The sequence below is a fragment of the Psychrobacter nivimaris genome (genome assembly GCF_043419765.1).
Lineage (GTDB): Bacteria > Pseudomonadota > Gammaproteobacteria > Pseudomonadales > Moraxellaceae > Psychrobacter.
On record NZ_JBHOFX010000002.1, the window covers coordinates 534786 to 561596 of the forward strand.

Genomic DNA, 26811 nt, shown 5'->3' on the forward strand with positions numbered 1-26811 from the left:
GGACATGCCCTAATGCTGAATTAAGTGTCTCAATTATCCGTTTGATTGTTGCTTTTAATAAAACCTAACAGTGAAAATTCATCATGCTTATTTTTCTTTTGAGCGTTATAACGCCATATAGTCAATTCAATTTAAAAATAGTACAAGGCAACCGAGTGTAGATGTATATCTAATACTTCAAGCGAGGTTAACGCAGTAATACTTTTATAGTGAAATGACTATACCAATAGCCAAAACACGCTCATGATAATAGCACCCGATACTGCCAGTACGATCAGGCAATATCCCATAATGGCTCGCGCATCCAAACCTGCGATACCCAGTAATGGCAAGGCCCAAAACGGTTGAATCATGTTGGTCCACGCATCACCCCATGCAATCGCCATCGCAGTAATGGCTGGACTAACACCTAGCTCAATACCAGCAGGAATCATAACAGGGCCTTGTACCGCAAACTGTCCACCGCCCGATGGTACAAAGACGTTGACCAAGCCAGCACTTAAAAATGCAAAAATCGGAAAGCTGTCTGCAGAAGCTGAATTGACAAAAAACTCGGTCACTTGCGTACTGATAGAGATACCATCCGCATTGGCACCGGTCATGATGCCCATGATGCCACCGTAGAACGGGAACAATAGCACAATACCCGTGATGCCACCTATCCCTGAGTGTACAGCACGATAATAACGCTCTAGCGTGCCATGCGATAGCAAACCTATGAACAAGAATAGCCCAATGACAATGTTTAGCCCTAGGTTAAAACCGTTACTACCAAACTCGCTGATATAGTACATCAGTGCTAAGGCCAATAAGATGACAGCGATAATACGGCTATCATCTAGCTTTTGTGCAGGCGTGTCTCTTTGGGGCGCGACGTAGATCTCTTCTTTGATCAGCTTAGGATCAATAACCGTAGGGTTTTTAGGATGCATAAAGCGATTGACGAGTGGCAAAATAACGATAAGCAAACCTACTAGCAGCATGTTGTAGCCTGCAAATACCGTCTGCGATAAAGGTACTGCTTCGGTCATGGTATTGCCTGACAGCGTCAGTAGCGTATCACCGCCCGAGCTAAGTGTCAGCGGTATCGAACCTGAAAAGCCACCATGCCAAATTACAAAGCCTGAATAGGCGGCAGCGACCAATAGCGGATAGTCGACGTTAGCCACTTTTCTGGCCAGTGCCTTTGCAAAGATTGCCCCGATGATTAAACCAAAACCCCAGTTTATCCATGAACCAACCAGTCCAACTAAGGTTGATACGATAATGGCGGTCGTAGGAGAGTGGACTCTACTAGCGAGATTGTCCAATAAACGCTGAATGAATGGTGCGCTAGCAAAGGCATAACCGGTTACTAGGACCAACGCCATTTGCATGGCAAAGCTATGCAGTGACCACAGTCCATTGCCCCAGTGCCCTGCCATAGCAATCATGTCCTGGCCAGTAGTAGCCAGTCCTACAGCAAACGCGATAAGGGTTAAAACGATCGAAAATACGAATGGGGATGGTAGATAGCGATTGACTAACTGCACACTCATATTAGTGATGGCACTAAACATATTCACATTCCTTGTAAATTTGATGTTCGGTTTTGAGAGTTGTTATTAGCGCTTTGTTAAACGCTTATCAGAGTTGAGTGCGGTTACTGCCACTACATCTGATAAAGGGCAAGCATTATATTTTACATTGGCGTTCATAACAATACATTCTATCTCGCTATATCATGCGTGAAACACTTGTGCTAACTTAACATATTATTTTCGTAGCGACTAGAAAATAACCATCAGCGCATGTGAGTCAACGCTGTGCAGGAGTTAAATTGTCGAGATATTAATGCTTAGCAGTCTATAAGTCTAGATTTATGTTTGATAAAACAGACCGAATAGGCTTATTTTGATTAATTTTATTGACCTATATCGACAAGCACGGCATACTCGCTGCCTTATTTTTTTGCCAAGGAGGGCCGTCATGTTTAGTACACTTGCTATTGTCATTACCCTATTATTACTCATGTTCTTTGCTTATCGCGGTTATTCTGTGTTGATCCTAGCACCGATTATGGCGACATTAGCAGTCTTACTGTCAGGTGACTTCTTAAGCACCATTCCCGCTTATACCGATGTCTTTATGGGCGCGTTGAGTGGATTCTTACTCAAATTCTTCCCGATATTCTTGCTAGGCGCACTATTTGGACGCCTAATGGCAGACTCTGGCGCAGCAACTGCCATTGCCAATACGGTCGTCGAAAAGCTCGGTGCTAGCAAAGCTATCCTTGCGGTAATTTTGGTCTGTGCTATTTTGACCTATGGCGGCGTATCGTTGTTCGTTGTGGCTTTTGCTATCTATCCAATCGCCAAAGACTTGTTTAGAGCGGCAGATATCCCAAAACGTTTGATTCCAGCAGCGATTGCTTTAGGGTCATTTACATTTACGATGACTGCACTGCCAGGCACGCCAGCCATTCAGAATGCTATTCCAATTCCTTACTACAACACCAACGTATTTGCCGCACCTATTTTGGGTATCATCGGTGGTACGATCATGTTTGTTTGTGGTTGGATGTGGCTCCAGTCACGCGCCAGAAAAGCCAATGCAGCGGGCGAAGGTTATGGTCAGCATGACGAAGAAGATGTAGGCGGTGTTGGCGCAACGGCAAAAGAAGCTGAGGTATTAAACACTCACCATACTTCTTTTACCATTGCGATGATTCCACTTGTATTGGTCATTGGCTTGAACGCTCTATTGACCTATGTGGTATTCCCATCGATAGATTTCAGCAGTCTACAAACTCAATTTCCAGACTTAAATATCGCAGGCTCACTTGGGTTATGGTCAATTATTATCTCGTTGGTCGTGGCTTGTGTGGTATTAATTTTGCTGCGTATCGGACATTGGAATAACCTACAAAAAACCATTAACCGTGGTACTTATGATTCTATGTTGCCGATTTTTAATACCGCATCAGAAGTGGGTTACGGTGCAGTTATCGCCTCACTAGCAGGCTTCCTGATCATTCGTGATAGCATCCTGAACTTAAACCCTGACAACCCTCTGATCTCAGAAGCGGTCGCTATGACTACGCTTGCTGGTATCACAGGTTCATCGTCTGGCGGTTTGAGTATTGCGCTGTCGACATTGGGTGAAGACTATCTCAGAATGGCAGTCAATGCCGGTATCGATCCTGAGCTAATGCACCGCGTAGCCGTCATGGCGGCAGGTGGACTTGATACGCTTCCGCACAGTGGCGCTGTCATCACCTTGCTAGCGATTTGTGGTCTGACCCATAAGCAGTCTTATTTAAACTTGGCGATGGTTACGATGGTCATTCCATTGGTCGCTGTGGTCGCTGTGATTATCTTAGGTACGATGTTTGGTTCATTCTAAGCTAGCTTAGTCGCTTAGCCATTTATTATGACTCACTACTGGTATCTAAGCGAATAATAGATAAATTACAAACCCACTCGGCATACTGCTTGGTGGGTTTTTTCATGGTTGATTGATAACCATTCTATAATGACCAAATTCAATGCAAGGCTATTGTTTGTGGTTGATAAATGCCTGCCAAATGAGAAGTAATTACCAAGGAATATCACAAATTTATTTGATTTACGGTATCATAGGCACACTTTTTGAATTTTTATTATTTTTAGAAGTTTTTAGCATTAACGATGTCGCATCGATGAGCGATGAACCGCTTGGGATGTTCGATAACTAACCCGTTTATATAAAAATATAGGTGATTTTGTGCGTGAGATTCTAGTAACCAGTGCGCTGCCCTACGCCAATGGCTATATCCATTTGGGGCATCTTGTAGAATATATTCAGACTGACATTTGGGTACGTGCGATGAAAGCGCAAGGCCATCAGGTCACCTATGTCTGCGCGGATGATGCACACGGTACGGCAATCATGCTCAAAGCAGAAGCCAATGGCGTAACACCAGAAGAGCAAATTGCCTCAGTTAAAGCTTCACATGAAGCGGATTTTTCAAAGTTCCTTATCAACTTTGATAACTACCACAGCACTCATTCAGAAGAAAACAAACAGTTCTCTGAGCTGATTTATCGTCGTCTCAATGATGCTGGGCATATCAGCACAAAGGATGTCGAGCAGCTGTTTGATCCTGAAAAGCAATTATTTCTAGCGGATCGCTTTGTCAAAGGTACTTGTCCAGAGTGTGATTCACCAGACCAGTACGGCGATAACTGTGAAGTATGTGGCACCACTTACGATGCAACGGATCTAAAAGACCCGCACTCAACATTGTCTGATGCAACGCCTGTACTCAAAACCTCTAAGCATTATTTCTTTGATTTGCCAGAGTTTGAGCAGTTCTTACAGGACTGGACGCGCAGTGACAACCGTTTGCAAACGTCAGTGGCTAATAAATTGCAAGAATGGTTTGAGGCAGGACTTGCCAGCTGGGATATCTCACGCGATGCGCCCTACTTCGGCTTCCAAATTCCAGACACCCCAAGCGATGAGCCAGACAAATACTTTTATGTGTGGCTAGATGCGCCAGTTGGCTACATGGCGAGCTTTAAAAACCTATGTGATAAGCGTGCAGGCACAGACCAAGCACTTGATTTTGACCGTTATTGGGCACAAGAAAACGAGCATAAAACCGAGGTTTATCACTTCATCGGTAAAGACATTGTTTACTTCCATGCCTTGTTTTGGCCAGCTATGCTAGCTGGTAGCGAATACCGTACACCGACTGGTGTTTTTGCCCATGGCTTCTTGATGGTCAATGGCGAAAAAATGAGTAAGTCACGCGGTACTTTTATCAAGGCCGAGACGTATGCTGAGCACTTACATCCTGAATACCTGCGTTATTATTTCGCCAGTAAACTGTCTGACAAAGTTGAAGACATCAACTTAGATTTAGAAGACTTTATGCAAAAGGTCAACTCTGACTTGGTTGGTAAAGTCGTCAATATTGCCAGTCGTAGTGCAGGATTCTTGGTTAAGAAATACGACGGCATGCTTTCAGAAGTTTGCGTCGAGTCAGAGCTGTTAGAAGACATCACCAAAACGGGCGATGAGATTGCTGCTGCTTATGAGAATCGTGAATTCTCGCGTGCTATGCGTTTAATCATGCAATGTGCGGACAAAGCCAACGAATATATCGATGCCAAAAAACCATGGTCACTCGCGAAGTTGGAGGGTACTGAGCAAGAAGTTCAAGACGTCTGCTCGGTAGCTATTAATATTTTCCGTCAATTGATGGTTTATCTTGCGCCAGTACTACCTGAACTGACTAATAATGCCAAAGAGTTTTTGAACCTTGATGATCTCAGTTTTGCCAGTCGTAATGAGTGGTTACTAGGTCATAAAATCAATAAGTTCAAACCACTCATGCAACGTATCGAAGAAAAAGATATTGAAGCAATGGTAGAAGATTCTAAAGCATCATTAACTCAGGCAGACGCGCCTGCCGCGACTGAAAGTAGCAAGCCTGCCGCAAACGAAAAAGCACCTGTAACAAATTCAGATGCCGAGCAGACTGACTACATTGGTATCGAAGACTTTGCCAAAGTTGAGATGAAAGTCGCACACGTTTTAGAGTGTAATCATGTCGAAGGTGCTGATAAACTACTACAGTTCACGCTAGATGTTGGCGAAGACAAACCACGCAACGTGTTTAGCGGTATTCGTAAGTTCTATGAGCCTGAGCAATTGATTAATAAGAAAGTCATTTGCGTGACCAACCTTGCTCCGCGTAAGATGAAATTTGGCATATCAGAAGGCATGGTATTGTCAACTGGCGAGCCAAAGACCGGCTTAACTGTCGTTACCTTGCCAGATGCTTGTGTTGTTGGTGATGTATTGGCTTAGCTGTTATTTTTAGGATTAAAAATAAAAAAAGATGCCCTAAGTGGCATCTTTTTTTATGACTGATTTAGCAGATGACTAAAAATCAAGCCTTATATTTATCTGCTCAAAATATCGATAATCTGCAACGTGTCATTAATCACCGTCACAATGTTATTTTCTGGCGTACGAATACGAACGTAACGGTCATCATAACGGTCTAAAACGACAGAGCGGTCATAATCCCTTCTATCAATCTTACCGACTACTCTATAACCGTATCTATCAAGATCACGCTTAAATGAGGCATTCGGGCTAGCATTGCGATAAGCGTTGATACTTGGGTGGGCGTTGCCATTATGCTTATAGTTTTTACTGACATGGGCAGAGTTACTTTTGCTATTACCATGTCCATTACCGTGCCCGTTTCCATGACCATCTTTTGCCATAGCAGGCAATCCAATCAAAGAAGTAGCAGTGATACCAGCGATGGTTAATAATTTAAGGTTAGCAGTGTTCATAATATTATCCTTAAAATGGTCATTCGAAAAAGTTAGATAAATAATAGCGTCTATTTCATATCCACTATGTCAGCACAATGTCACCAAAATGACTGGATTATCCTTAGACCTATCGTGTTTCTCGTATGAAAATTAGCTTACGTTAATTATGAAGTGAGTACGTAATAGATGCGTTGCTAGGATGTAAGCCTTTTGCATATGGTTTGAGCAAACAAAAGTACCCTAGTGGCATCCTTTATATTTAGATCTACATAAGAGCTTCAATGCACCACGCGTCTTGATAAGATAAAAAGAAGTGATGATTTTTTTATTATCCATCACCATGACCGCTACACATTAATTTCTTATTGCGATAACTTACATTACTGTCATAATATGAACATAATAATCGATGGAACGATTACTTTATTTAATTGTTAGCCTGCTATTTCAGCATCAACATAGCATTGACTTGGCTAATCTGCATTCTTCAATATCATGGTAAAAAACCAAAGCACACCAAACAGATGAGCAAAATCACTACTATATAAGTTAGTAGGCTCAGTCAGTCTGGCCGTATCTACTTGGTTTTTGCGATTGATATAACCTATGAGTTAACCTAATAATGACTATCGCTTCTACTCTACGCTTAAGCCTATATGGCGTTGCTCTTAGTGCCATTAGCACATTTGGACTAATCGGCTGCTCAAACTCCTCTACCGAGACCGCAGCGACTGCTGAAAATAGCACGGCTACAGACAAACCTGCCAAATCTATTGCCATTACTCAAATTGTTGAGCATCCATCATTAGATGATATGCGTCGCGGTATTATTGATGAGTTGGCTGATAACGGCTATGTCGAAGGTCAAAACCTAACTGTTAACTTTCAAAGTGCGCAAGGTAACACAGCGACTGCAGGACAGATTGCCAAGCAATTTGCAGGAGACAATCCTGATGCGATCGTAGCAATCTCAACGCCTTCTGCGCAGTCAGTGGTAGCCGCGACCACCACTATCCCTATTATCTACACCGCTGTATCAGATCCATTGGGTGCCAAGCTCATTACGGCAGATGGCAAGCCTTTTCAAAGCAACTTGACTGGACTATCAAGCCAATTACCACTAGAGCCGCAGTTGGATTTGTTGCAGCAGATAAAACCTGACTTAAAGACCATCGGTTATGTCTATAGCCCAGGTGAAGCAAACTCAGTGTCATTGCGTGAGAACCTAAAACAAGCGCTGCCAGCACGAGGTCTGTCACTATTAGACATTCCTGCCAATCGTCCAACAGATATCGGTATGGCGACGCGCAGCTTGCAAGGACGTGCAGATATTATTTATACCTCATTTGACAACAATGTTGCGTCTGCCTTTGAGGCCATGACCCAAGCAGCAAATGAGCTAAAGTTACCAATTATCGCGTCTGATGAATTCAGTGTAAAACGCGGCGCGACTGCTGCGCTTGGTGTTAATGACTATGACTTTGGTCGTACTACTGGCAAGATGGTATATCGCGTATTAAATGGCGAAGCGGTCAACACCATCAAACCTGAAGTCATGAATGATCTGACCCTATATGTCAGTCCTAAGCACGCCAAAACACAGGGTGTCAGCTTGCCAGCAGAGTTACTAAAAAACGCCATCAATGTTGATATTGATGCTGAAACCAAATAAAAAGTAGTAAGCTATCTATTAGCTTGTCAATTATTTATATAGTGTACGGACACACTATTATTTTAGGAGTAAGACCCATGTTGTCTCAAAATCGTTTTGGTCGTTTTAATTTCGGTAAGGCTTTATTATTAGGCGGTGTATGTACTGCTATCTTGACTGGTTGTAACCAATCAGCACAAGATGATAGCTCCACGGATGCTGCCGCTAATGGTGATACAGCGACGGCTATGAAGACCGTTGCTATTACTGCTATCGTCGAACATCCAGCGCTTGATGATGTACGTAAAGGTGTCATCGACGAGCTAAACGAAGCAGGCTTCAAGGACGGTGAAAACCTAACCGTTAACTTCCAAAGCGCACAAGGAAACACTGCTACTGCTGGTCAGATTGCTAAGCAATTTGTCGCTGATGCGCCAGATGTTATCGTCGCTATCGCAACACCGTCTGCACAGTCTGTTGCCGCTTCTACTAGCAGCATTCCATTGGTATTCTCAGCAGTTACTGACCCAGTAGCAGCAAAACTGGTACCTAAGCTAGATGGTTCTGGCACCAACGTTACAGGCGCATCAGATGCCCTACCGTATGAGCCACAGATTGATTTGATGCGTCAAATCATTCCATCATTAAAGAACGTCGGTTATGTCTATAGCCCAGGTGAAGTCAACTCAACGATTATCTTAAAAAATCTGAAAGAGAAACTAACGCCACTCGGTATCAATGTATTAGAAGCGCCTGCACAGCGTAGTAATGACATTGCGATGGCAGCGCGTAGTCTCGAAGGTAAGGTCGATATGATCTACACTTCAACTGACAACAACGTGGTATCAGCGTACGAATCACTTTATCAAATCGCCAAACAAAGTAAGATTCCTTTAATTGCCTCAGACACTAGCTCAGTTGAGCGCGGTGCTGTTGCTGCTCTAGGCGTGAACTACTATGAGCTTGGCCGTGAAACTGGTAAAATTGTTGTACGTATATTAAACGGTGAAAAAGCAGGTGCTATTCCTGTTTACACTCCACAAGCGCTTGATCTATACGTCAGTCCAAAACACGCTAAAGAAGAAGGCATCACGTTGCCACAAGCGGTTATCGATAAAGCTAAAGAAGTGGTAGAATAACGCACCTTTGTATTTGGCTCAAAATAGCAGGTATAAATAAGATAGCGACACTACTTAATACTGTGTTGTATACCTTAAATATACGGCTAATGATTAAATAAGAAACCCAGCTATGAGTCATTAGGCTGGGCTTCTTGTCTAAACAGAGTCTTTTTTGCAAGCGTGTTTAATAGTGCTGTATTTGTCTGAAAATTTATCTGATACTTGTTAAGTAGAGGATAGGTCTATTGATTGCATTGCAGTGCCTTGAACCATCGCTTCAAACCAAGGTAGCTTATGATCGTTGTTAATCGTGATATGTTTTGGTTTACCCTAACCGCAGATTGCTTAATCTGTTAAATTCACCGCTTAGCTGTTTAGCAGGTAGATGATTTTGGCAATTGCCATTTACTTATCTTGGTACCATACGCTAGACACTTGGTTATGACTTACTGATCTCTTATGTCTTTAATTGCTTTTTTTGGTGCGCTTGAAAGTGGTCTGATTTATGGCCTAGTAGCACTCGGTGTGCTTATCTCATTTCGTACGCTCGACTTCCCTGATTTGACCGCTGACGGTAGTTTTCCGTTAGGTGGCGCAGTCGCTGGTATTTCTATCATCGTTGGTATCAACCCATGGTTGGCCTGTGCTTTTGGGATGTTAGCAGGTTCAGTCGCTGGTATCGTCACTGCATGGCTACATGTCAAACTTGGCATCTTGCAACTGCTTGCCAGTATCTTGGTCATGGTTGCCTTATATTCTGTCAACCTACGTATCATGGGCGCGCCAAACCTACCCCTGCTTGGTGAAACCACAGTGTTTAGCACTTTGGTGACCGATGGTAATGGTTATTGGATGCGCTGCCTGATTATTGGTGTCGTTGTCGCAGCTGCCATGTTATTTTTGAACTGGTTCTATAGCACTGAGACAGGTCTGTCGATGCGCGCTACTGGCTCAAACCTAAGAATGGCACAGGCGCAAGGTATCAATACCTCGTGGATGACTATCATCGGTATGGCGATTTCTAACGGTTTGATTGCCTTAGCAGGTGCGCTGTTTGTCCAGACTCAGGGTGGCGCAGATATCTCCATTGGTATCGGTACGATTGTTATCGGTCTAGCAGCGGTCATCATCGGTGAGACGATCATTCCTGCCAAGCGTATTTGGCTGATCACCTTTGCCGTTGTTGTCGGCGCGGTATTGTACAAACTGTTTATTCAGGTCGCACTATCAAGCGATACGCTACGTAGTATCGGCTTTGGTCCACAGGATTTGAACTTGATTACCGCATTGCTCGTGGTATTAGCCTTGGTATTGCCAAAAGCGAAAACCAAGTTTTTATCACGCAAAGTTCGCGCCTAATGACAGTCAAAGCAGGTATTTTTAACACTTGCGACGCTTGAAGAGACAATAAGGAATAACGATTATGATGCAAGCCACCGATTTACGGTTGACCTTTAACCCAGGCACGCCTATCGAAAACCCTGCCCTACGCGGTATCAGCTTAAACATTGCTGACGGTGAATTTGTCACTGTCATCGGTACCAATGGCGCAGGTAAATCTACTTTTTTGAACGCGGTAAGCGGTACGACACGCGTCGATAGTGGCTCAATCTTGCTAAATGGCATTGATGTGACCAAAAAGTCTGCTCATCAACGCGCGCATTGGGTTGCTCGTGTCTTTCAGGATCCGATGGCGGGAACTTGTGAAGCGCTCACGATTGAAGAAAATATGGCTTTGGCCTACAAACGCGGCGGTAATCGCGGTCTGAAATTTGCACTGAATCAAAACAACCGCGATTTGTTCCGAGAAAAACTATCCGTTTTAAAGTTAGGTCTAGAAAATCGTCTAACCGATCGTATGGGTCTACTCTCTGGTGGTCAACGTCAGGCAGTAAGTCTTCTAATGGCATCATTGCAGCCTTCTAAGATTTTGCTACTTGATGAGCATACTGCAGCTCTTGATCCAAAGACTGCGGCTTTTGTCTTAGAATTGACTGATAAGATTGTCACGGATAATAAACTGACCACGATGATGGTTACCCACTCTATGCAACAAGCATTGGCACATGGCACACGCACCGTTATGCTGCATCAGGGTCAAGTCGTGTTGGATGTGGCTGGTGACATTCGCAAAGGCATGACCGTACATGATCTACTCGATATGTTTGAGCAGACACGTGGTGAAAAAGTTGAAGACGATAGCCTGATTTTAAGCTAAGTTTTTGAGCTAATACTGTCCATGACTTACGACTTATAAATTTGTACCTGTCGGATATAACCATTTCCGATAACTTCTAAGACCTTCAAGAGAATTGATTTTTCTTGGAGGTTTTTTGTTATCTATAGTTAATGATCATATGAACTTCTCACTGACCATTATATAGTTGTTGTCTATCAAAGCTTCGCTGTTGTCATCTATCTATGAGGTCTGTCATGCGCAAAATTCCTATTTATTCCCACCCTGCTGCTGGTTGGCCTGCGCTGATCTCCTCTACCCAAAAGCTAATGGACTATAAGACATTTTTGCGTGGCGGTATAAGTGTATTTAAAAGCAACCAGCCCCAAGGTGGATTTGACTGCCCAGGCTGTGCTTGGCCCGACCATAAGTCACACAAAGCTATCGATGTTTGTGAGAACGGCATTAAAGTCATTGCCAGTGAGACCATGACCCACAAAGCAGATGCTGAGTTTTTTGCAAGGCATACCGTCACTGAGCTACAGAGCTGGAATGGTTACGAGCTGGAGCATAGTGGTCGTTTATCAGAGCCGATGTATTACGACGCGTCGCAAGATCGCTATGTTCCTATCCCTTGGGAAGCTGCTTACAGCATAATCGCTGAACAGTTAGGACAGCTAGATTCACCTGATGAGGCATTATTTTATACATCAGGCCGTGTGACTAATGAGCCTGCCTTCTTATTTCAGTTATTCGTACGCTGCTTTGGTACCAATAATTTGCCTGATTGCTCAAACATGTGTCACGAGCCAACCTCAGTAATGCTAAGCAGACAGCTAGGTATTGGTAAAGCGACTGTGATGCTAGAAGATTTTGAGCAGGCTAAGCTGATATTAATGTTTGGGCAAAACCCAGCGACTAACCATCCACGTATGCTAGAGATGCTCGCCCATGCGCATGAGCAAGGCTGTCGAATCATCTCAATTAACCCGATGCGTGAGCAAGGCCTGAGTAAATTTAGGAATCCGCAAAAACCAACACACATGGCAGCTGGTCAAAGTGCTGACATGGTCGATGATGTTATTCAAATTCAAATCGGCGGTGATGCAGCGCTATTGACGGGCATTGCCAAGTGGTTAATTGAAAACGATAAAATCAATCATGATTTTATTACCACTCATACTTCAGGCTTTGAACCTCTCAAACAGTGGCTAACAGAGCAATCATGGTCAGACATCACACTTGGTTGCGGTATTTCTCAGACAGATATTATCAATCTCGCTGAACTCGTGGCCGATAGTCCAGCAACGATTTGTACTTGGGGCATGGGTATTACTCAGCATGTGCAAGGTGATGACAATGTCGCGATGATTACCAATTTGCTCCTGTTGATGGGCATGATTGGTATCGATGGCGCCGGTGCATCTCCAGTACGTGGACACTCCAACGTACAGGGTGATCGTACCATGGGTATCCATGAGCGTCCTAGCAAAAGCTTACTAGACAGTTTAGAGCGTGTGTTTGAGCACCCTATGCCGCAAGAGCATGGCTACGATGTCGTTACAGGTGCCAAGGCTCTTATCGCAGGTAAATTGAAAGTCTTTATGGGCATGGGTGGTAACTACGCAGTGGCCGCCCCTGATACCAGCGCTATTGAGCAAGCCTTAACCACTACTCAGCTTAATATATTTGTCGGTACTAAGCTCAATGAGACCATGCTATACCCCGGTGCAAACAATTTGATTCTACCTTGCTTAGGCCGTACCGAACGTATTGTCACAACAAAAGGTGAGCAGTTTGCCACTATCGAAGACTCTATGTGTCAGATCGTACCAACTCAAGGTAAGCTCAAACCTGTTAGTGATACTCTAAAATCTGAAGCGCAAATCGTAGCGGATATTGCGACCCATGTACTCGGCGCCGACACGTCTATTCCTTGGCTTGCGATGAGTGAAGATTTCGATATTATTCGGGACTATATCGCTCAAGCGATTAATGGATTTGAAGAATTTAATCAGCGTATTCGCACCTCTGAGCGTGGCTTTCATTTGTATCATGCGGCGCGTCATCGTGTATGGAATACCGAGAGCGGCAAAGCTCAGTTTGAAGTACCACAATATCCGATTACTTTTGTCGCTGCACAAATGGCAGCCGCAAACGATATCGACGATGTTGAAAATACAGCGCAAAAGATTTGGCAATTGACCAGTGTCCGCAGCCATGACCAATTTAACACTATGATTTTTGGGTTTAAAGACCGCTATCGTCAAACGGATCGTCGTGACGTGCTGTTCATGCATCCCGATGAAATAAGTCGTTTAGGTTGGCAAAAAGGTGACCGTGTTATGGTCACTCGCCAGCGTGCCAAAGACAGCCTAGAGCAACCACGCGTATTAGGCCCATTGGTATTGAGCGAGATGGATATTGCCTCTAACGCTGTTGCTGCTTATTACCCTGAGTGCAATGACCTCTTTGATTTGGAGACACATGCGCCAGATTCTCATATCCCAGCGTACAAATCGACGACCGTCGTGTTAGAGCGCGTAGAGGCAAATACATCGATAGCTACGCCTGCGTAAATCATACTGCGGAGAGCTAATGAGAATGACATTTTCATTGGCTCTCGCTTCAAATGACCATAAGCACGCTCATAATTTTAGGCCATGATAAACCGTGATAACCATTGAAAATAATGCTGAGCGAAGTGATGCTTTTATTGACCCTACTATGATAGATAATTCAACTAGCACTAAGATAGTTACATCTGAGCTTTCTAACGATGAGAGGTTGTCAGAGACACCACTCGCTCGTGGTCATTTTGCACAAAAGCATCATTACCCGTCAGTTAGTAGTGATTTTAATCATGACTCTCACCTTCAAATCGAGTCGCAGACCATTAGCTTAGCAGTAGAAGCTGCAGTCTCTATCATTATTAATGGGATTCATTATGCTGTACTGATGGCCAGTCCTCATCAGCTAGAGTATTTAGCGGTTGGGTTCTTATTTAGCGAAGGATTAATTCAATACAGTCACGAGTTACTCGACTGGGAAGTGACTCACCTTGCAGATATTGCTAGCTACCAGAAGTTTACTCAAGATTCGAATGATGAAAGCCTTGACTCAGTATCAATTGAGCAAAGCTTAGAACAATTTCAAGATTACGATATCTATGTCGTGGAGTTGGTATTGAGCCAGCGCTGCCATCAACGTATCCAAGCACAAAAACGTCAGCTTGCAGGGCGTACAGGCTGCGGTATGTGCGGTATTACTGGACTAACACAAGCTTTGCCTGATTTAAGCGCTTACTCACCAGACCATTTACACCACGAACATAACCGACAAAAAGGTATAAATGACATTCAAACGAGCGCACCGAGTCTTGACTCCCTATTGGCACTGCGTCAACAAGTGGATGCCGCGCAGCATACACATCAGCTGACAGGTGCGGTACACGCCGCAGCGACGATCTACAATCAGCAGCTATACTTATTTGAGGATGTAGGCCGCCACAATGCACTCGATAAACTTATCGGTTGGCAATTACGCCAAAAAACAGACGTTAGCTGTGTGCTTATGACTTCGCGTCTCTCTATTGAACTGGTTCAAAAATCTATTCGAAGTCAAATTCCTTGGCTAGTTGGCATGTCAGCACCTACCAGTACAGCTGTACGCGTGGCTGAGCGTTATGGCCTTGGATTGGCTGGATTTTTACGTGATAACCGAGTCACTTACTATACCAAACAAGATAATATATAAAAATTCACTTCTACTTGCTCATTAAGACTAACCATCTATCGCTCATTATCTATTTCTTTTTAATGAAAACTTCAAGTACTTACGCATAGTTATAATTTAGCTCATAGCGATATATCACTCGATACCGCTCATAATAAAACCTTATCTTTCAATATTTCATTGAACATCTTATTAAATCTCTTTAAATAAATGCTTATATGTCATATTAGATCATTGTCTGGTAAATATCGGATAATGTTTGAGGTTAGTGACGTAATAGGTTACTCTTACCGCGCAAATATGTTACAGGTACTTAACAAATATGTAGTTTTATTTATTAATGCTGCTTAGTAACACATCAATCGCAATAGATAGGTAGAGACTTCCTACCTATTGCTTATTACAGCTGATAAGGCTGTCTAAATCGAGTTCGGGTCATGCAATTATGGCTTAGTGCTTATTCGTAATTCCGCTATAGACACTCATCATATGAGCTCTCTTTAGCATGTAGTTACCTTTGTGTATACCTATTAATAGCGTAATGGTTTACCCATTAATTGACGCCTATTGAGAGTAGTCCCTGTCTTTTTGATTTGACACTATTTGTCTCATTAAGATTTGGGCATGACACTTAGCATTTGCTTACCACTACAGTTGGTATTTTCGCTACTTATATTAGCCACATACGTTCGGTATGAGGGCTGTGTAGGCTGTGCTGTATTCCTAATGGTTTGGTATCTTTCATTTTTACTGAACTTTATTCATCAACTAACAATTGCGAGGTCTGAGTTTGAAAACTGAGTCATTGTTCCAATTTTCATCGTTAACGATTATTTTATTATTATTAGCATTTTATGGCGGCACCTATTTACTGTCTTTATTAATTAAAAAAGATAAAGAGACAACTTCTGGGTTTATGGTCGCAGGTCATGGTGTTGGCTTCGGTATGGGTGCAGCCAGCATGACCGCCACTTGGATTTGGGCCGCCTCATTTTACGCTGCGGCCACCTCTGGCTATAAATACGGTGTATCAGGGCCGATACATTATGGCTTTTGGGGTGCATTGATGATTTTATTTATCTACCCTTTCGGTATGCGCTTTCGTGAATTGGCACCAGACGGTCATACGCTAGGTGAACTGATTCATGCCCGCCACGGTTCATCAAGCCAATTAATCTTAGCCATATCCAATATTATGGGCAGTTTAATTAGCTTGATGGTCAACTTTACCGCTGCTGGAGCATTGGTGTCGGTTCTATCGCCGCTATCGTTCCAAACAGGGGTAATGATCGCAGGTATTGGTGTACTGAGTTATACATTGACATCAGGATTTAGAGCATCCGTCTTTACCGATTTTGCCCAGTTGGTCGCTCTAATGGCCATTGGTATTGTCATTATTCCCGCCGTGTTATTTGCCATGGGTGGCCCTGAGGTCATGGTTAGCGGACTGTCAAACCTGACATTAGAGCAGCAGAACTTCTTCTCCTCTGAGGCATTCTTTCAACAAGGTGCGCCCTACTTCGTCGCTGTATTAGCATATGCTATCGGTAATCAAACCATCACTCAGCGATTATTTGCGATTGATAAGACCAAGATTAAAGCGACGTTTATCACTGCTACAGTCGGCTATGCTGGTATCGTTATTGGTCTTGGGATGATTGGACTAATGGCGGTAACGATTGGCGTCGAGCCACTCGATGGCAATATGAATAACCTCATTCCTCAAATGGTCAGTACTTATCTACATCCTGTCTTTATCGCCTTATTCTTTATTTTAGTGATTGGGTCGTTGTCCTCGACCGCTGACTCAGATTTATCAGCGCTATCAACTATTATGATGGCAGATGTCTACGGTAAAAACATCGCCAAAAAAGGCCATGTTAAACCTAAAACGATGATGCTAATTGGTCGAGGCACGATGATTGTTGCGACAGCAGCTGGACTAATTTTTGCAAGCTTTAAGCTCGATATTCTCGTCATGCTAGTATTTGTTGGTGCCTTATGGGGCGCTATCGTCTTCCCTGTAATTGCCAGTGTGTTTTGGAATCGCGTCACCAATACTGCCTTTACCTCAGCAGTTATCGTCGGACTACTCTTATTTTGCGTTGCCCGTTTCGAATTACTCCCAATCACTGGTGTCACTGCCCTATTCTTTGAAATACTGGCCAGTGTCGGTGCAGCAGTCGTTATTGGTCTAATGGTCTTTGGGTTCTTAGGTCGTAAGATTGGCATGGTCGCCGCAGCTATCACGCTTGTGCTGATGCTTATCTTCGCTACTGGCTTCTTACGTCAATATATGGTCCTGCTAGCCTCTCTAACGGCTTACGGCGCTAGTACCGTTGTCTGTGTGATTATCAGCTTGATGGGAGACGAACACTTCGACTTCGACTTAATTAAGCAGCGCGTGGGCAATTACGACAAAAAATCGGAAATCCCATCGTCACTTAAATCTTAAACCCAAGTCGCTTTATCCGAGTAGTGATTAGTAAGCAGTATTTGGCTAATCGCTACTTATTTAGTAATACTATAAGGAGATATCATGGACAACGTTTTTATCTACGGCTTATATATCTTAATTTGGCCTGCCATTACTCTTGGCGTACTCGTGTTAATTTGCACGGCCACTTATCGCGATGTGAAAAGTGCTAAACGTGACAATAGAGATATTGTTTAGCGTATTATATTTTAAATTATCATCATTAAACACTGGGTTACTGATGGCTTGGAAAAGCCTATTAATAGCATAAATGTCCTGAAATTGGGGCTAAATATAGACAAGATAGTAAATAAGCTGTTTTTAACGAAAAAAGGACTTGTAATTTACTATATTTTTGCTAATATAGGCGACCTTGATTGGCTGGATGGCAGAGTGGTCATGCAGCGGACTGCAACTCCGTTAACGCCGGTTCGATTCCGACTCCAGCCTCCAATTATTTATTAACTTTACGTTAATTTTGGCTTGCATTATTATCACAACCGATTATAATAGCGACCACTTATCTAGTAACTAGATGGTCTATCAGCTAGTTTACATTTTAGATAAAAAAAGTTTTGCCCGGGTGGTGAAATTGGTAGACACAAGGGATTTAAAATCCCTCGCTAGCAATAGCGTGCCGGTTCAAGTCCGGCTCCGGGTACCATTACATAGTCCTATACTATCTTATAGAACAGCTAAAGCCCCTGATATCAGGGGCTTTGTTGTATCTGAAATATAGATAAATAAGAGTGACTAGTTTAGACTCAAAATATAGAATTAAGCTTTCTTTAGCTAGCTAATACGAATAGTATTATCCACATTTACCAAATATCATAATACGATTAGTTAAATTCAGCCTATATTATATATAGAATAATTAAACCTTATAAAAAAGATAGCCGTATTACTTAAAAGTAATACGGCTATCTTTTTTGCTCAGCCTACCTTATCTCAATCTCAATATTAAACTTATCTTCTAATTCACTCCACACTACCCTGACCTTCGTAAACTGTACTTTCTTGGGGAACACTGGCTCGCTACGATCTGAATTTCCATTAATTATTTTATAAATTGCACAGCGACTAAGAGGAGTATGACAGCTAATCCCCTTAATATTTAACATCTACAAAATATGATTGATATACAGACCGACAGAATGTGTTCTATTGGCTCAAGTTTTTTATAATTATCTATTTTGTAAGTTAATAAAGTTTTCCGTCCTCTACAGTTACTACATCCTATGTTCTTATCGCTCCCCATACACTCCAACTATTGGCCCTAGTAGCAGTTATAAAAAGTGCTAAATAAATAGTTATTTTTCTAGGTCAGCTATATACCTTAACTGCTTTGATAAAACATTGTTATCTTTTCCTGAAGATTTGTTCTAAACCAATCGCACTATGCATTGTGTAAAACTCTTTATTGACTGCTATTAATATTTATCGTTTTCAACTGTTAAGAATATCTAGCCAACTAGCACTCATTTAGGTACAACTAAAATCTATATGCAGGTACTAGGATATAATATAGAAATTTTGTTTGTAATTATTATAATTCTAAAGGATGAGTTTAGATAAAATTAAGTAACGTCAGTATGAAGGTGAAATTAATTGTATATTGGTAAAATCTGATAAATCATAATGTTAATCAAACATTTAACGTGCATTATTATGACAACTGTATTACAATGCAATTACAAAAAATGACAGGCGGTATATATTTAGAGATAAAAGGTTTATATTTCTATTGGCTATTGTTGAGTAAGTTCCTATAAAAACCTAACTTTAGTAAATTATGAAGATCTATAATTCTCAATACTTTATGAAATATAAGCTATATATCTATTTGGTATTACCCCTAACTTATCGAAATACTAAAAGCGCTTATATTTTCTGGAGAATTACCATGACATTTAACAAACAACTACTTACCGCTGCGTTTCTCACTGTTGGTGGCTTCGCAGCTATCTCTAGTGCAAATGCTGCTGATACAGGCTCTTTTAATGTACAAATGACAGTTCAAAAAAGCTGCATCGTAGAAGCAGGCGACGACATTGCCCTAACCGCTAAGACTGATACGACTGCCCCAATTGGAAGCAGTACTTTCAATGTAGCCTGTTCTCTAGATACCCCATACAGTGTTTCAATGTCACCAACAACTGGCTCTACTAATGCAGGGGAAAGTAAGGGCACCTTAAAATCATCTACTCCTGATACTAATTCAGCTACATTAGATTATCAGCTGGCTACCGATGCAACTGGTGATACCATTTGGTTGGCTGGAACTGCAAATAACGAAACAACAGGTGGTACAGGTACAGGTACAACGACAGCTAAAAACAAAGCCTTTACAGTATATGCAAAAGTGACAGGCGACACTAACCTCGTTCTACCGGACGTTTATAGTGACACTGTTAATATCTCTGTAAACTACTAATCGCAATGTTAAGTCTCTGGTTACGCCATGTCGTGAGACCTGTGCTTATTTCAGCGTTGCTTCTGTCATCTGGTTTGACAAAAGCAAGCGGCTTACAGGTCTCTCCCATCTCGTTAAGTCTACAAGCTCGCGAGACTGCCAGTGGTCTGACCCTTAGTAATTCTGGTAACAATATAGTACATGCGCAAGTGCGGGTGTATCAGTGGTCACAGAATGAGAAGGGTGAGCAGCTCACCCCCTCGCGAGGACTATTGGCCAGTCCACCTATGATTGAGCTAAAACCGGGTGAAAAACAACTCATTCGAGTCATTCGTGCGAAGGCACCACCGCAAGGCACGAGCGCAGTAGAGGACGCTTACCGTATTTCGGTCGATGAAATACCTATTAAGCCTGCAAACCAAACGACAGGTTTGCAATTTGCGCTCAGCTACTCTCTACCCGTCTTTGTCCAGCCAGTTGGGATGACTAAGACTCGTCCTCAGTTGCAGTGGAGTACACATCTGCAACCAGATGGTAAAGAAATAACACTCCGCGTCAGCAACAGTGGCAATGGTCATGCCCAACTGGCTAGGCTGAGCTTTGTAGATACAGCTGGTAATAGTACGGTGATGAATTCAGGGCTGCTAGGGTATGTCTTACCCGGTGCAACTATGAACTGGACACTGAAAATACCGCCCTCTGCCCTGGCCGCAGGCGGTAAATTCAAGGTTATGATGAATGGCACTCAGACGACACCAAACGTCACGATGGACACATCCATTCGCTAAAGCAGTTTTTCTACAGTGCGTGGCAGTATCAGCCAGTCACGCCGTAGACCTAAATGATGTTGCTATAGGCATTGACGAAAACAAACTTACCCAGCTCAACTTAGACAGCTACAACTCTGGCGACGATGAGTTTGGGTTAGATCTATATCTAGACGTTACTCTAAATGGTGCTAATGCAGGCTTAACTCATTTCTATTATCGTGATGATCAACTCTGGGCTAGTAAGACCATTCTACAACAGCTTGGCTTTATAGTACCTGCCGATACGACTGACGCCATACTCCTAAATAGCTTACTTGATCTCAATATTGATTATGATGCTCGGCAGCAATCCTTGCGACTTATCGCGCCTCTAAGTATGCTCAATTTAGACACCACTGTCCGTAACACGCGTACCAACAAGCGCCCTCAGCCCACATCATCTTCTGGCATGTTGCTAAACTATAATGTTTACGGCACCCAAACTCAAAATAGCGCGAGAAATTTAAGCGTTTATACTGAACTGCGCGCGTTTAACACGCTTGGTGTACTCAGCTCTACTGCTTTGACTAACGCGAATAGTTATACTGATAGCAATGACTGGGATAGTCGTAGCGTACGTCTGGATACTAGCTGGAGTCAGTCATTTCCAGATAAGCTAATGACGGTTCGTGCAGGCGATATTCTCACGGGTGCGTTGTCATGGACACGACCTACGCGCTTGGGTGGTCTACAAATTGGTACCAATTTCTCCCTTCAACCCTATAGATCAACCACACCATTGCCTTCATTTTTTGGCACAGCCACCCTACCTTCAGCGGTAGAGCTTTATGTCAATGGTCTCAAACAATACAGTGGTGATGTACCCGCTGGACCATTCGAGCTTAATACAGCGCCAAGCTTTAGTGGGGCAGGCACCGCCCAGCTGGTGGTGACCGACGTGTTAGGGCAAAGCACGACGCTTAATTTCTCTTTATATGATGCGCATCGGTTACTACAGCCCGGCCTGTCTGACTGGTCCATAGAGCTTGGCGCAGTGCGAGAAAACTATGGCATTCATTCTTTTGATTATGCTAGCAATATTGCTGCTAGTGGAACGTGGCGTTATGGCATGAATGACCGCTTTACCGCAGAAGCTCATGCTGAAGTCACCAATGGCCTGAGTAATGCGGGTGTTGGTGGCACGTGGCTGCTTGGTAGATCAGGCGGTATATTATTCGCCTCATTAGCGGGCAGCAAGAGCCAAGGTCAAGATGGCATACAATACAGTACAAACTACTCATGGAGTAACAGTCGCTTGAATATTGGTATCAATGCCATGGGTACTATTGACGATTACCGCGATGTAGGCACACAATACGGCTCTGCCCCTGCTCGTCGAAGTGAGCAAGTCTCAACTGGTTATAGTACAAAGTCTTTAGGCCGTTTTGGTGTGAGTTATAATCAGGTAGCGCAGGCTGAGCATGAGACCACACAATTTGCTAGCGCCTACTGGTCTAAATCCTTTGGTCGCAGATTAAGCTTAAGCGCCAACTACAATTATGACATTAATGATTCTGCTAATAACAGCGCCTCTCTTAGCGCATCCTTATCACTGGATCGCAATATTTCGCTGAGCAACAGTGTACAGCACACCGATAATAGCACCGTTTTCTCATCTGATGTTTCGCGACCTGCTTCGAATGCAGGTGGTATTGGGTGGCGGGCGCAAGCACGTCATAGCCTAGAAGGTAATATGGATAGAGAGGATGACACTAGCGGTCTTGCCGAGCTGAATTACCTTGGACGCTACGGTCAAGCACGAGCGGGTATCAGTAGCAACAATGGTGACTACGCAAGCTATGCAAGTGCTACAGGCGCCGTAGTTGCGATGGGCGGTGGCTTGTTTGCTGCTCGACAGATAAACAATGGCTTTGCCGTAGTTTCTACAAATGGTATCGCCGATATACCTGTCTCTTTACAGAACAGTCCCATCGGCACGACCAATAGTAAAGGTCTATTATTGGTAACACCATTGAATGCCTATCAAGAAAATAAGATTGGCATTGACCCTATGCAACTGCCAGCAGACCTGCGTATTGACAAAATAGACATAAATGCCACACCGACCGAGCTTGCTGGTATTCTTGTCGGTTTTGATATCACGCCAGTACGTTCGGCGTCAGTTATCCTAACAGATAGTAATGAACAACCGCTCCCGCTTGGCAGTCAAGTACGTCAGCTTAGCAACAAGGAAGTGCCATCGACCATCATTGGCTTTGATGGTGAGGTATATCTCGACACGCTTGATAAACGCAATGTGCTTGAGGTAACTACCCCCTCGGGTGATGTTTGCACGGTTAGCTTTGATTATTCCAAGCAGGGTGATGAGATTCCACTCATTGGCCCCCTCATTTGTCAAAAGGTACAACCATGATGAAATTACTTCAATGGCGTTACGGTTTGTTATTGCTGCCAGTTGCGCTGTGGCTCCCATCAAATGCGCAAGCACTTACTTGCCAAGTAGACAGCTTTGTCTCACCCAATCTTGGTACGATTACTCTTGGCAATGCCAACAATGCAAGCGTCGAGCAAACACTGACTTACAGTTGCACTAATACGTCTGATGTCACCCAGTGGGCATCCGTCTGTATTGGTGTTGATGGTGGTACTAATAATACTTCCCAAATCAGTCCACGTCATATGACTGGGCGTGATGGTTCAAATTTAAATTTTGACATGACACTTAATGATATGAGTAATGCTACTTGGGGCAATCGCATCGTGGGTGGTACGGAGTTTATTGATTTCTTCAGCGTAGCGCCAGGTACTACTACACCAACCATTAAAACAACCGTTGTTGGAGTATCTCTGCTATATAACAATAATGCTGCCAAAGCAGATGACTACACTGCCGCTTTTACGGGTAGTAATGCAGCATTGACATACGTAACCGTTGATTCTAGTAGTGACACAAGCCGATGCTTATCAGAAACTGAAGGAACCAGTCCCTTCTCATTTACTGTTGAAGCCAATGTTGTTAATGAGTGTAAAATCACTACCCCTCCCGCCAATGTCAACTTGGGAAATGTCCCAGCAAACAAGCTTAATATCGAGGGTAGTAGTAGTATCGGTGTGACCTGTACAAATGCTGCTCCCTATACAATCGGCTTGACTCTTTTCAACGCTGCCGGAAATAATGATGGGAGGAGCTTCATGAGTGGCACAGGTAACAATCCCGACCAAGTACCCTATCAACTGCAGCGGGATAGTGAAAGTGGACGCATACCTTGGGGCGATGGAAAAGGAAATTGGGCAGTAGATGTTGGTACTGGCGAAGTTAAAACAAAAAATATATACGTTATTGTGCCTAGCGCCGACTTCACCCCAGATAGCTACTCTGATACGGTAACGGTTCATGTAAACTATTAATATTTGTGTTTTCAATGTTTAGCAGTCAATTAGATTAGCTGTTCTATAGTATGCTGCATGGGTAATTTTTTGAGGCATACTTCAAGCGAAGAATAAAGGCAACCTAGTTACACTTGTGAAGCAATTAAATCCTGACAAAAAAACAAACTGCCTTACTTTGTACAGTCAAAACTGTTAGATAACTTCAGTCTATACAAGCAGCTATCTGACTGTCGATCCATTATTCAATCCTGCTAATTTTTTATATCACTCTTATTTTTGTCATTCATATCTACTTAAAGTAACATTACATAATATTATGCTACTTTGTAAAAAAGCACAGCCCTAATATTAGAGGCTGTGCAAAATTTAAGACCATATGCTAACTTTAAGAAATTTATCTAACTTATATACCAAGCTCTTCAAATGGCATTATCAATTTATGCTCTTAACAGCCAAATCAGCTATCCAATAATACGTTGCCATAATCATCACGCAGGTCTTTTTTGACCATTTTCCCAGCGCCATTCAGCACAATATTATCTACAAATATGACTTTATCAGGCACTTGCCAGCTGGCGATTTTACCTTCGTAAAAGCTCAGTACTTGCGACTCATCGATTTCTGAATCTGGCTCCTTCACCACAATCAGTACTGGACGTTCGCTCCACTTTTTATGCTTTGCAGCAATAGCGGCCGCCATTCTTATCTGCGGATGGGCGACTGCGATGTTTTCTAGCTCTACTGACGATATCCATTCTCCACCAGATTTAATCAAATCTTTTGAGCGATCCCGAATATTCATATAGCCATCGGCATCAATGGTTGCAATATCGCCTGTGTCGAACCAACCATCTTCAGTTATCGCATCAGGATTTTCTGTGTAATAATCGTTGATGATCCAATGCCCTTTAATCTGTAAACGACCTTGAGACATACCATCTTCTTCGACTCGCTGTAGCGGCTCGTCAGTATCTATGAGACGTAGCTGAACGCCGTAAGGTGGACGACCTTGAGAGTTACGCAACTCATTAATCTCATCTTTACTCAGCGATTTATGCTTGGCTTTTATTTGATTCATCGTTCCAAGTGGGCTGGTTTCTGTCATGCCCCAGCCATGTACTGCATCACAATTAAAATCTTCTCTAAACGTTTTGATGACCGATGGTGGGCATGCTGCTCCTCCGACAATGGTACGCGTCATGCTATCAAGCTTACTACCTCTGACTTTGGCAGCGGTCAATAGACTTTGCCAAATCGTTGGAACCCCTAGAGCAACTGTGACATGACAATCATCAATGAGAGATACTAGGCTGTCACCATCAAGATTTGGACCAGGAAGTATGAGAGAGCAACCAGTCAAGGCAGCCGCGTAAGGTGTGCCCCACGCATTGACATGGAACATCGGCACCACGGGTAACAAAACATCTTGTGCAGAGAGCGCAGAGACATCAGGCATGCATAACGCCATCGCATGTAGCACAGAAGAGCGATGCGTATATAAAATTCCTTTAGGGTTACCAGTAGTTCCTGATGTGTAGCACAAAGAGCTGGCTGTTGCTTCATCGAATTGAGGCCAGTCAAAGTCAGTCGAGTTTTCTGCTAATAGCTCATCAAAGAACAGTACATTAGGCAGTTTTTCGACAATACTATCATCTCGATCACCGAGACAAATGAAGTGTTCAACACCTTTGATATGCTCTTTGATTGCCATAATTAGCGGTAGGAAAGTAGTATCAAAAAACAGTACTCGATCGTCAGCGTCATTGATAATGTAGCTAAGCTGCTCGGGGAACAAACGTGGATTGATAGTATGGCAAACCATGCCACTACCTGAAATCGCATACCAAGCTTCTAAATGACGACGATTATTCCAAGCCAAAGTTGCTATACGTTCTGATGATTTAAGTCCCAGTGCAGCCAACGCATTGGCCAATCGTTTTGAGTTATCTGAGACATTACGCCAATTGGTATGCGTCATCTGTCCGTCGACTTCTTTGGACAAAACCGCCGTATCACCATGATAACGGGCAGCGTGTTCGATTAGACCACTGATCAGCAATGGCTGATACATCATTTTTCCTAACATAATACATTCCCTGTAGTTATTTGAAAGTCCGCTTATTCTTGCTACTGCATCGCCTGATGCGAAGAATAGGCTTCAACTAAGAATAATCAGAATTATTCTTTAAGACAAGCTAATATTATGTCCTCCATAGACAACAAAAAATTGTGATTCAATTCTAAAGACTTGATGATTACTCCATGTAAATAGTTTTTATTTTCTCATCAAAAGTTCATTAGCATTATTTTTTTAATTAACCATAAAATTTAGACAAAAAAAATCCGACCACCTAAGTGATCGGATTTTTAATGTTTGGTGGAGATGGCGGGAGTTGAACCCGCGTCCGCCAGCATTACGCTCATGAATCTACATGTTTAGTTTCTGTCTTTAGTTTTAATCCGCACCGATCCGACAGTCAGGATGGATTGGACGATTCTCTACTTTTGAACCCAAGCAATTGAGACAATCACTTGTGGCGAGCCTACATGCGGACGCTTCAACTTAATTAACCAACTGTAGGTGATCAGCAACTAAGTAAGCAGGGTTTAAGCTGCTAGAGCGTAAGTTTCGTCGTTTGCGACTATAACAATATATGTTTGATTAACGAGAGGACATACACTCTCGACATGCATCATTGAGTTTCATCACCAGCGTCGAAGCCAGAACATCCCCAATAAGACTGGCTATTATATAGGAG

General features: G+C 43.0%; 18 protein-coding genes, 2 tRNA genes and 1 other RNA gene. 16 read left to right on the forward strand and 5 right to left on the reverse strand.

What is annotated here, in order from left to right:
• Positions 1–218 precede the first annotated feature (218 nt).
• Positions 219–1559, reverse strand: coding sequence for a short-chain fatty acid transporter (locus ACHEVO_RS05580; protein ID WP_394124234.1), 1341 nt, complete (start codon positions 1557–1559; stop codon positions 219–221).
• A 409-nt stretch (positions 1560–1968) separates the two neighbouring features.
• Here ACHEVO_RS05580 and ACHEVO_RS05585 point away from each other — a divergent pair, with 409 nt between their 5' ends.
• Positions 1969–3384, forward strand: a complete 1416-nt coding sequence (locus ACHEVO_RS05585; RefSeq protein ID WP_394124235.1) for a GntP family permease — start codon at positions 1969–1971, stop codon at positions 3382–3384.
• Between the two features lie 360 nt (positions 3385–3744).
• Entirely contained in the window at positions 3745–5838 is a 2094-nt protein-coding gene (gene metG, locus ACHEVO_RS05590; protein ID WP_394124236.1) for a methionine--tRNA ligase, read from the forward strand.
• 95 nt (positions 5839–5933) lie between these two features.
• Here the strand turns inward: metG and ACHEVO_RS05595 are convergent, their stop codons facing one another.
• Positions 5934–6335 (reverse strand): hypothetical protein, encoded by a 402-nt coding sequence (locus ACHEVO_RS05595; RefSeq protein WP_394124237.1) that lies wholly within the window; start codon positions 6333–6335, stop codon positions 5934–5936.
• Positions 6336–6939: 604 nt separating this feature from the next.
• Here ACHEVO_RS05595 and ACHEVO_RS05600 point away from each other — a divergent pair.
• The 10 genes from ACHEVO_RS05600 (at position 6940) to ACHEVO_RS05645 (ending at position 18140) form a co-directional block, all read left to right on the forward strand.
• A complete protein-coding gene (locus tag ACHEVO_RS05600) occupies positions 6940–7989 on the forward strand; it encodes an ABC transporter substrate-binding protein (RefSeq protein ID WP_238053165.1) in 1050 nt (349 codons plus the stop codon).
• A gap of 77 nt (positions 7990–8066) precedes the next feature.
• Positions 8067–9107 carry an ABC transporter substrate-binding protein gene (locus ACHEVO_RS05605; protein ID WP_394124238.1) on the forward strand — a complete coding sequence of 347 codons (1041 nt, stop codon included), beginning with the start codon at positions 8067–8069 and terminating at the stop codon, positions 9105–9107.
• Positions 9108–9548: 441 nt separating this feature from the next.
• Positions 9549–10448, forward strand: coding sequence for an ABC transporter permease (locus ACHEVO_RS05610; RefSeq protein WP_394124239.1), 900 nt, complete (start codon positions 9549–9551; stop codon positions 10446–10448).
• Positions 10449–10512: 64 nt separating this feature from the next.
• Positions 10513–11307 (forward strand): ABC transporter ATP-binding protein, encoded by a 795-nt coding sequence (locus ACHEVO_RS05615; RefSeq protein ID WP_057759272.1) that lies wholly within the window; start codon positions 10513–10515, stop codon positions 11305–11307.
• 215 nt (positions 11308–11522) lie between these two features.
• Positions 11523–13844 (forward strand): FdhF/YdeP family oxidoreductase, encoded by a 2322-nt coding sequence (locus ACHEVO_RS05620; protein ID WP_394124240.1) that lies wholly within the window; start codon positions 11523–11525, stop codon positions 13842–13844.
• A 148-nt stretch (positions 13845–13992) separates the two neighbouring features.
• Positions 13993–15021: a formate dehydrogenase accessory sulfurtransferase FdhD gene (gene fdhD / locus ACHEVO_RS05625; protein ID WP_394124241.1), complete on the forward strand. Its 1029-nt coding sequence runs from the start codon at positions 13993–13995 to the stop codon at positions 15019–15021.
• 784 nt (positions 15022–15805) lie between these two features.
• Complete coding sequence (locus ACHEVO_RS05630) at positions 15806–17455, forward strand: sodium:solute symporter family protein (protein ID WP_224737969.1); 1650 nt, start codon at positions 15806–15808, stop codon at positions 17453–17455.
• 84 nt (positions 17456–17539) lie between these two features.
• Positions 17540–17674, forward strand: a complete 135-nt coding sequence (locus tag ACHEVO_RS05635) for a putative transporter small subunit (protein ID WP_211181310.1) — start codon at positions 17540–17542, stop codon at positions 17672–17674.
• A 181-nt stretch (positions 17675–17855) separates the two neighbouring features.
• Positions 17856–17929 (forward strand) — tRNA-Cys (locus ACHEVO_RS05640).
• A 124-nt stretch (positions 17930–18053) separates the two neighbouring features.
• A tRNA-Leu gene (locus tag ACHEVO_RS05645) sits at positions 18054–18140 on the forward strand.
• Positions 18141–18417: 277 nt separating this feature from the next.
• Here ACHEVO_RS05645 and ACHEVO_RS05650 read toward each other — a convergent pair.
• Positions 18418–18600 carry an AlpA family phage regulatory protein gene (locus tag ACHEVO_RS05650; protein WP_394124242.1) on the reverse strand — a complete coding sequence of 61 codons (183 nt, stop codon included), beginning with the start codon at positions 18598–18600 and terminating at the stop codon, positions 18418–18420.
• A 782-nt stretch (positions 18601–19382) separates the two neighbouring features.
• Between ACHEVO_RS05650 and ACHEVO_RS05655 the strand changes: the two genes are divergently transcribed.
• Genes ACHEVO_RS05655 through ACHEVO_RS05670 form a run of 4 tightly spaced genes read left to right on the forward strand, consistent with a single transcriptional unit; the run spans position 19383 to position 24070 of the window.
• A complete protein-coding gene (locus ACHEVO_RS05655; RefSeq protein WP_394124243.1) occupies positions 19383–19913 on the forward strand; it encodes a spore coat protein U domain-containing protein in 531 nt (176 codons plus the stop codon).
• A 32-nt stretch (positions 19914–19945) separates the two neighbouring features.
• The gene (locus ACHEVO_RS05660) at positions 19946–20680 is read left to right on the forward strand and encodes a fimbrial biogenesis chaperone (protein WP_394124244.1); all 735 of its coding nucleotides are present in this window, start codon (positions 19946–19948) and stop codon (positions 20678–20680) included.
• Positions 20631–23075, forward strand: a complete 2445-nt coding sequence (locus ACHEVO_RS05665; protein ID WP_394124245.1) for a fimbria/pilus outer membrane usher protein — start codon at positions 20631–20633, stop codon at positions 23073–23075. Before ACHEVO_RS05660 ends, ACHEVO_RS05665 begins: the two co-directional genes overlap by 50 nt.
• Positions 23072–24070, forward strand: a complete 999-nt coding sequence (locus ACHEVO_RS05670; protein WP_394124246.1) for a Csu type fimbrial protein — start codon at positions 23072–23074, stop codon at positions 24068–24070. Before ACHEVO_RS05665 ends, ACHEVO_RS05670 begins: the two co-directional genes overlap by 4 nt.
• A gap of 439 nt (positions 24071–24509) precedes the next feature.
• Here ACHEVO_RS05670 and ACHEVO_RS05675 read toward each other — a convergent pair whose 3' ends face one another.
• Complete coding sequence (locus ACHEVO_RS05675) at positions 24510–26138, reverse strand: long-chain-fatty-acid--CoA ligase (protein WP_394124247.1); 1629 nt, start codon at positions 26136–26138, stop codon at positions 24510–24512.
• Between the two features lie 289 nt (positions 26139–26427).
• Positions 26428–26786: a transfer-messenger RNA gene (ssrA, locus tag ACHEVO_RS05680) on the reverse strand.
• Between the last annotated feature and the right edge of the window lie 25 nt (positions 26787–26811).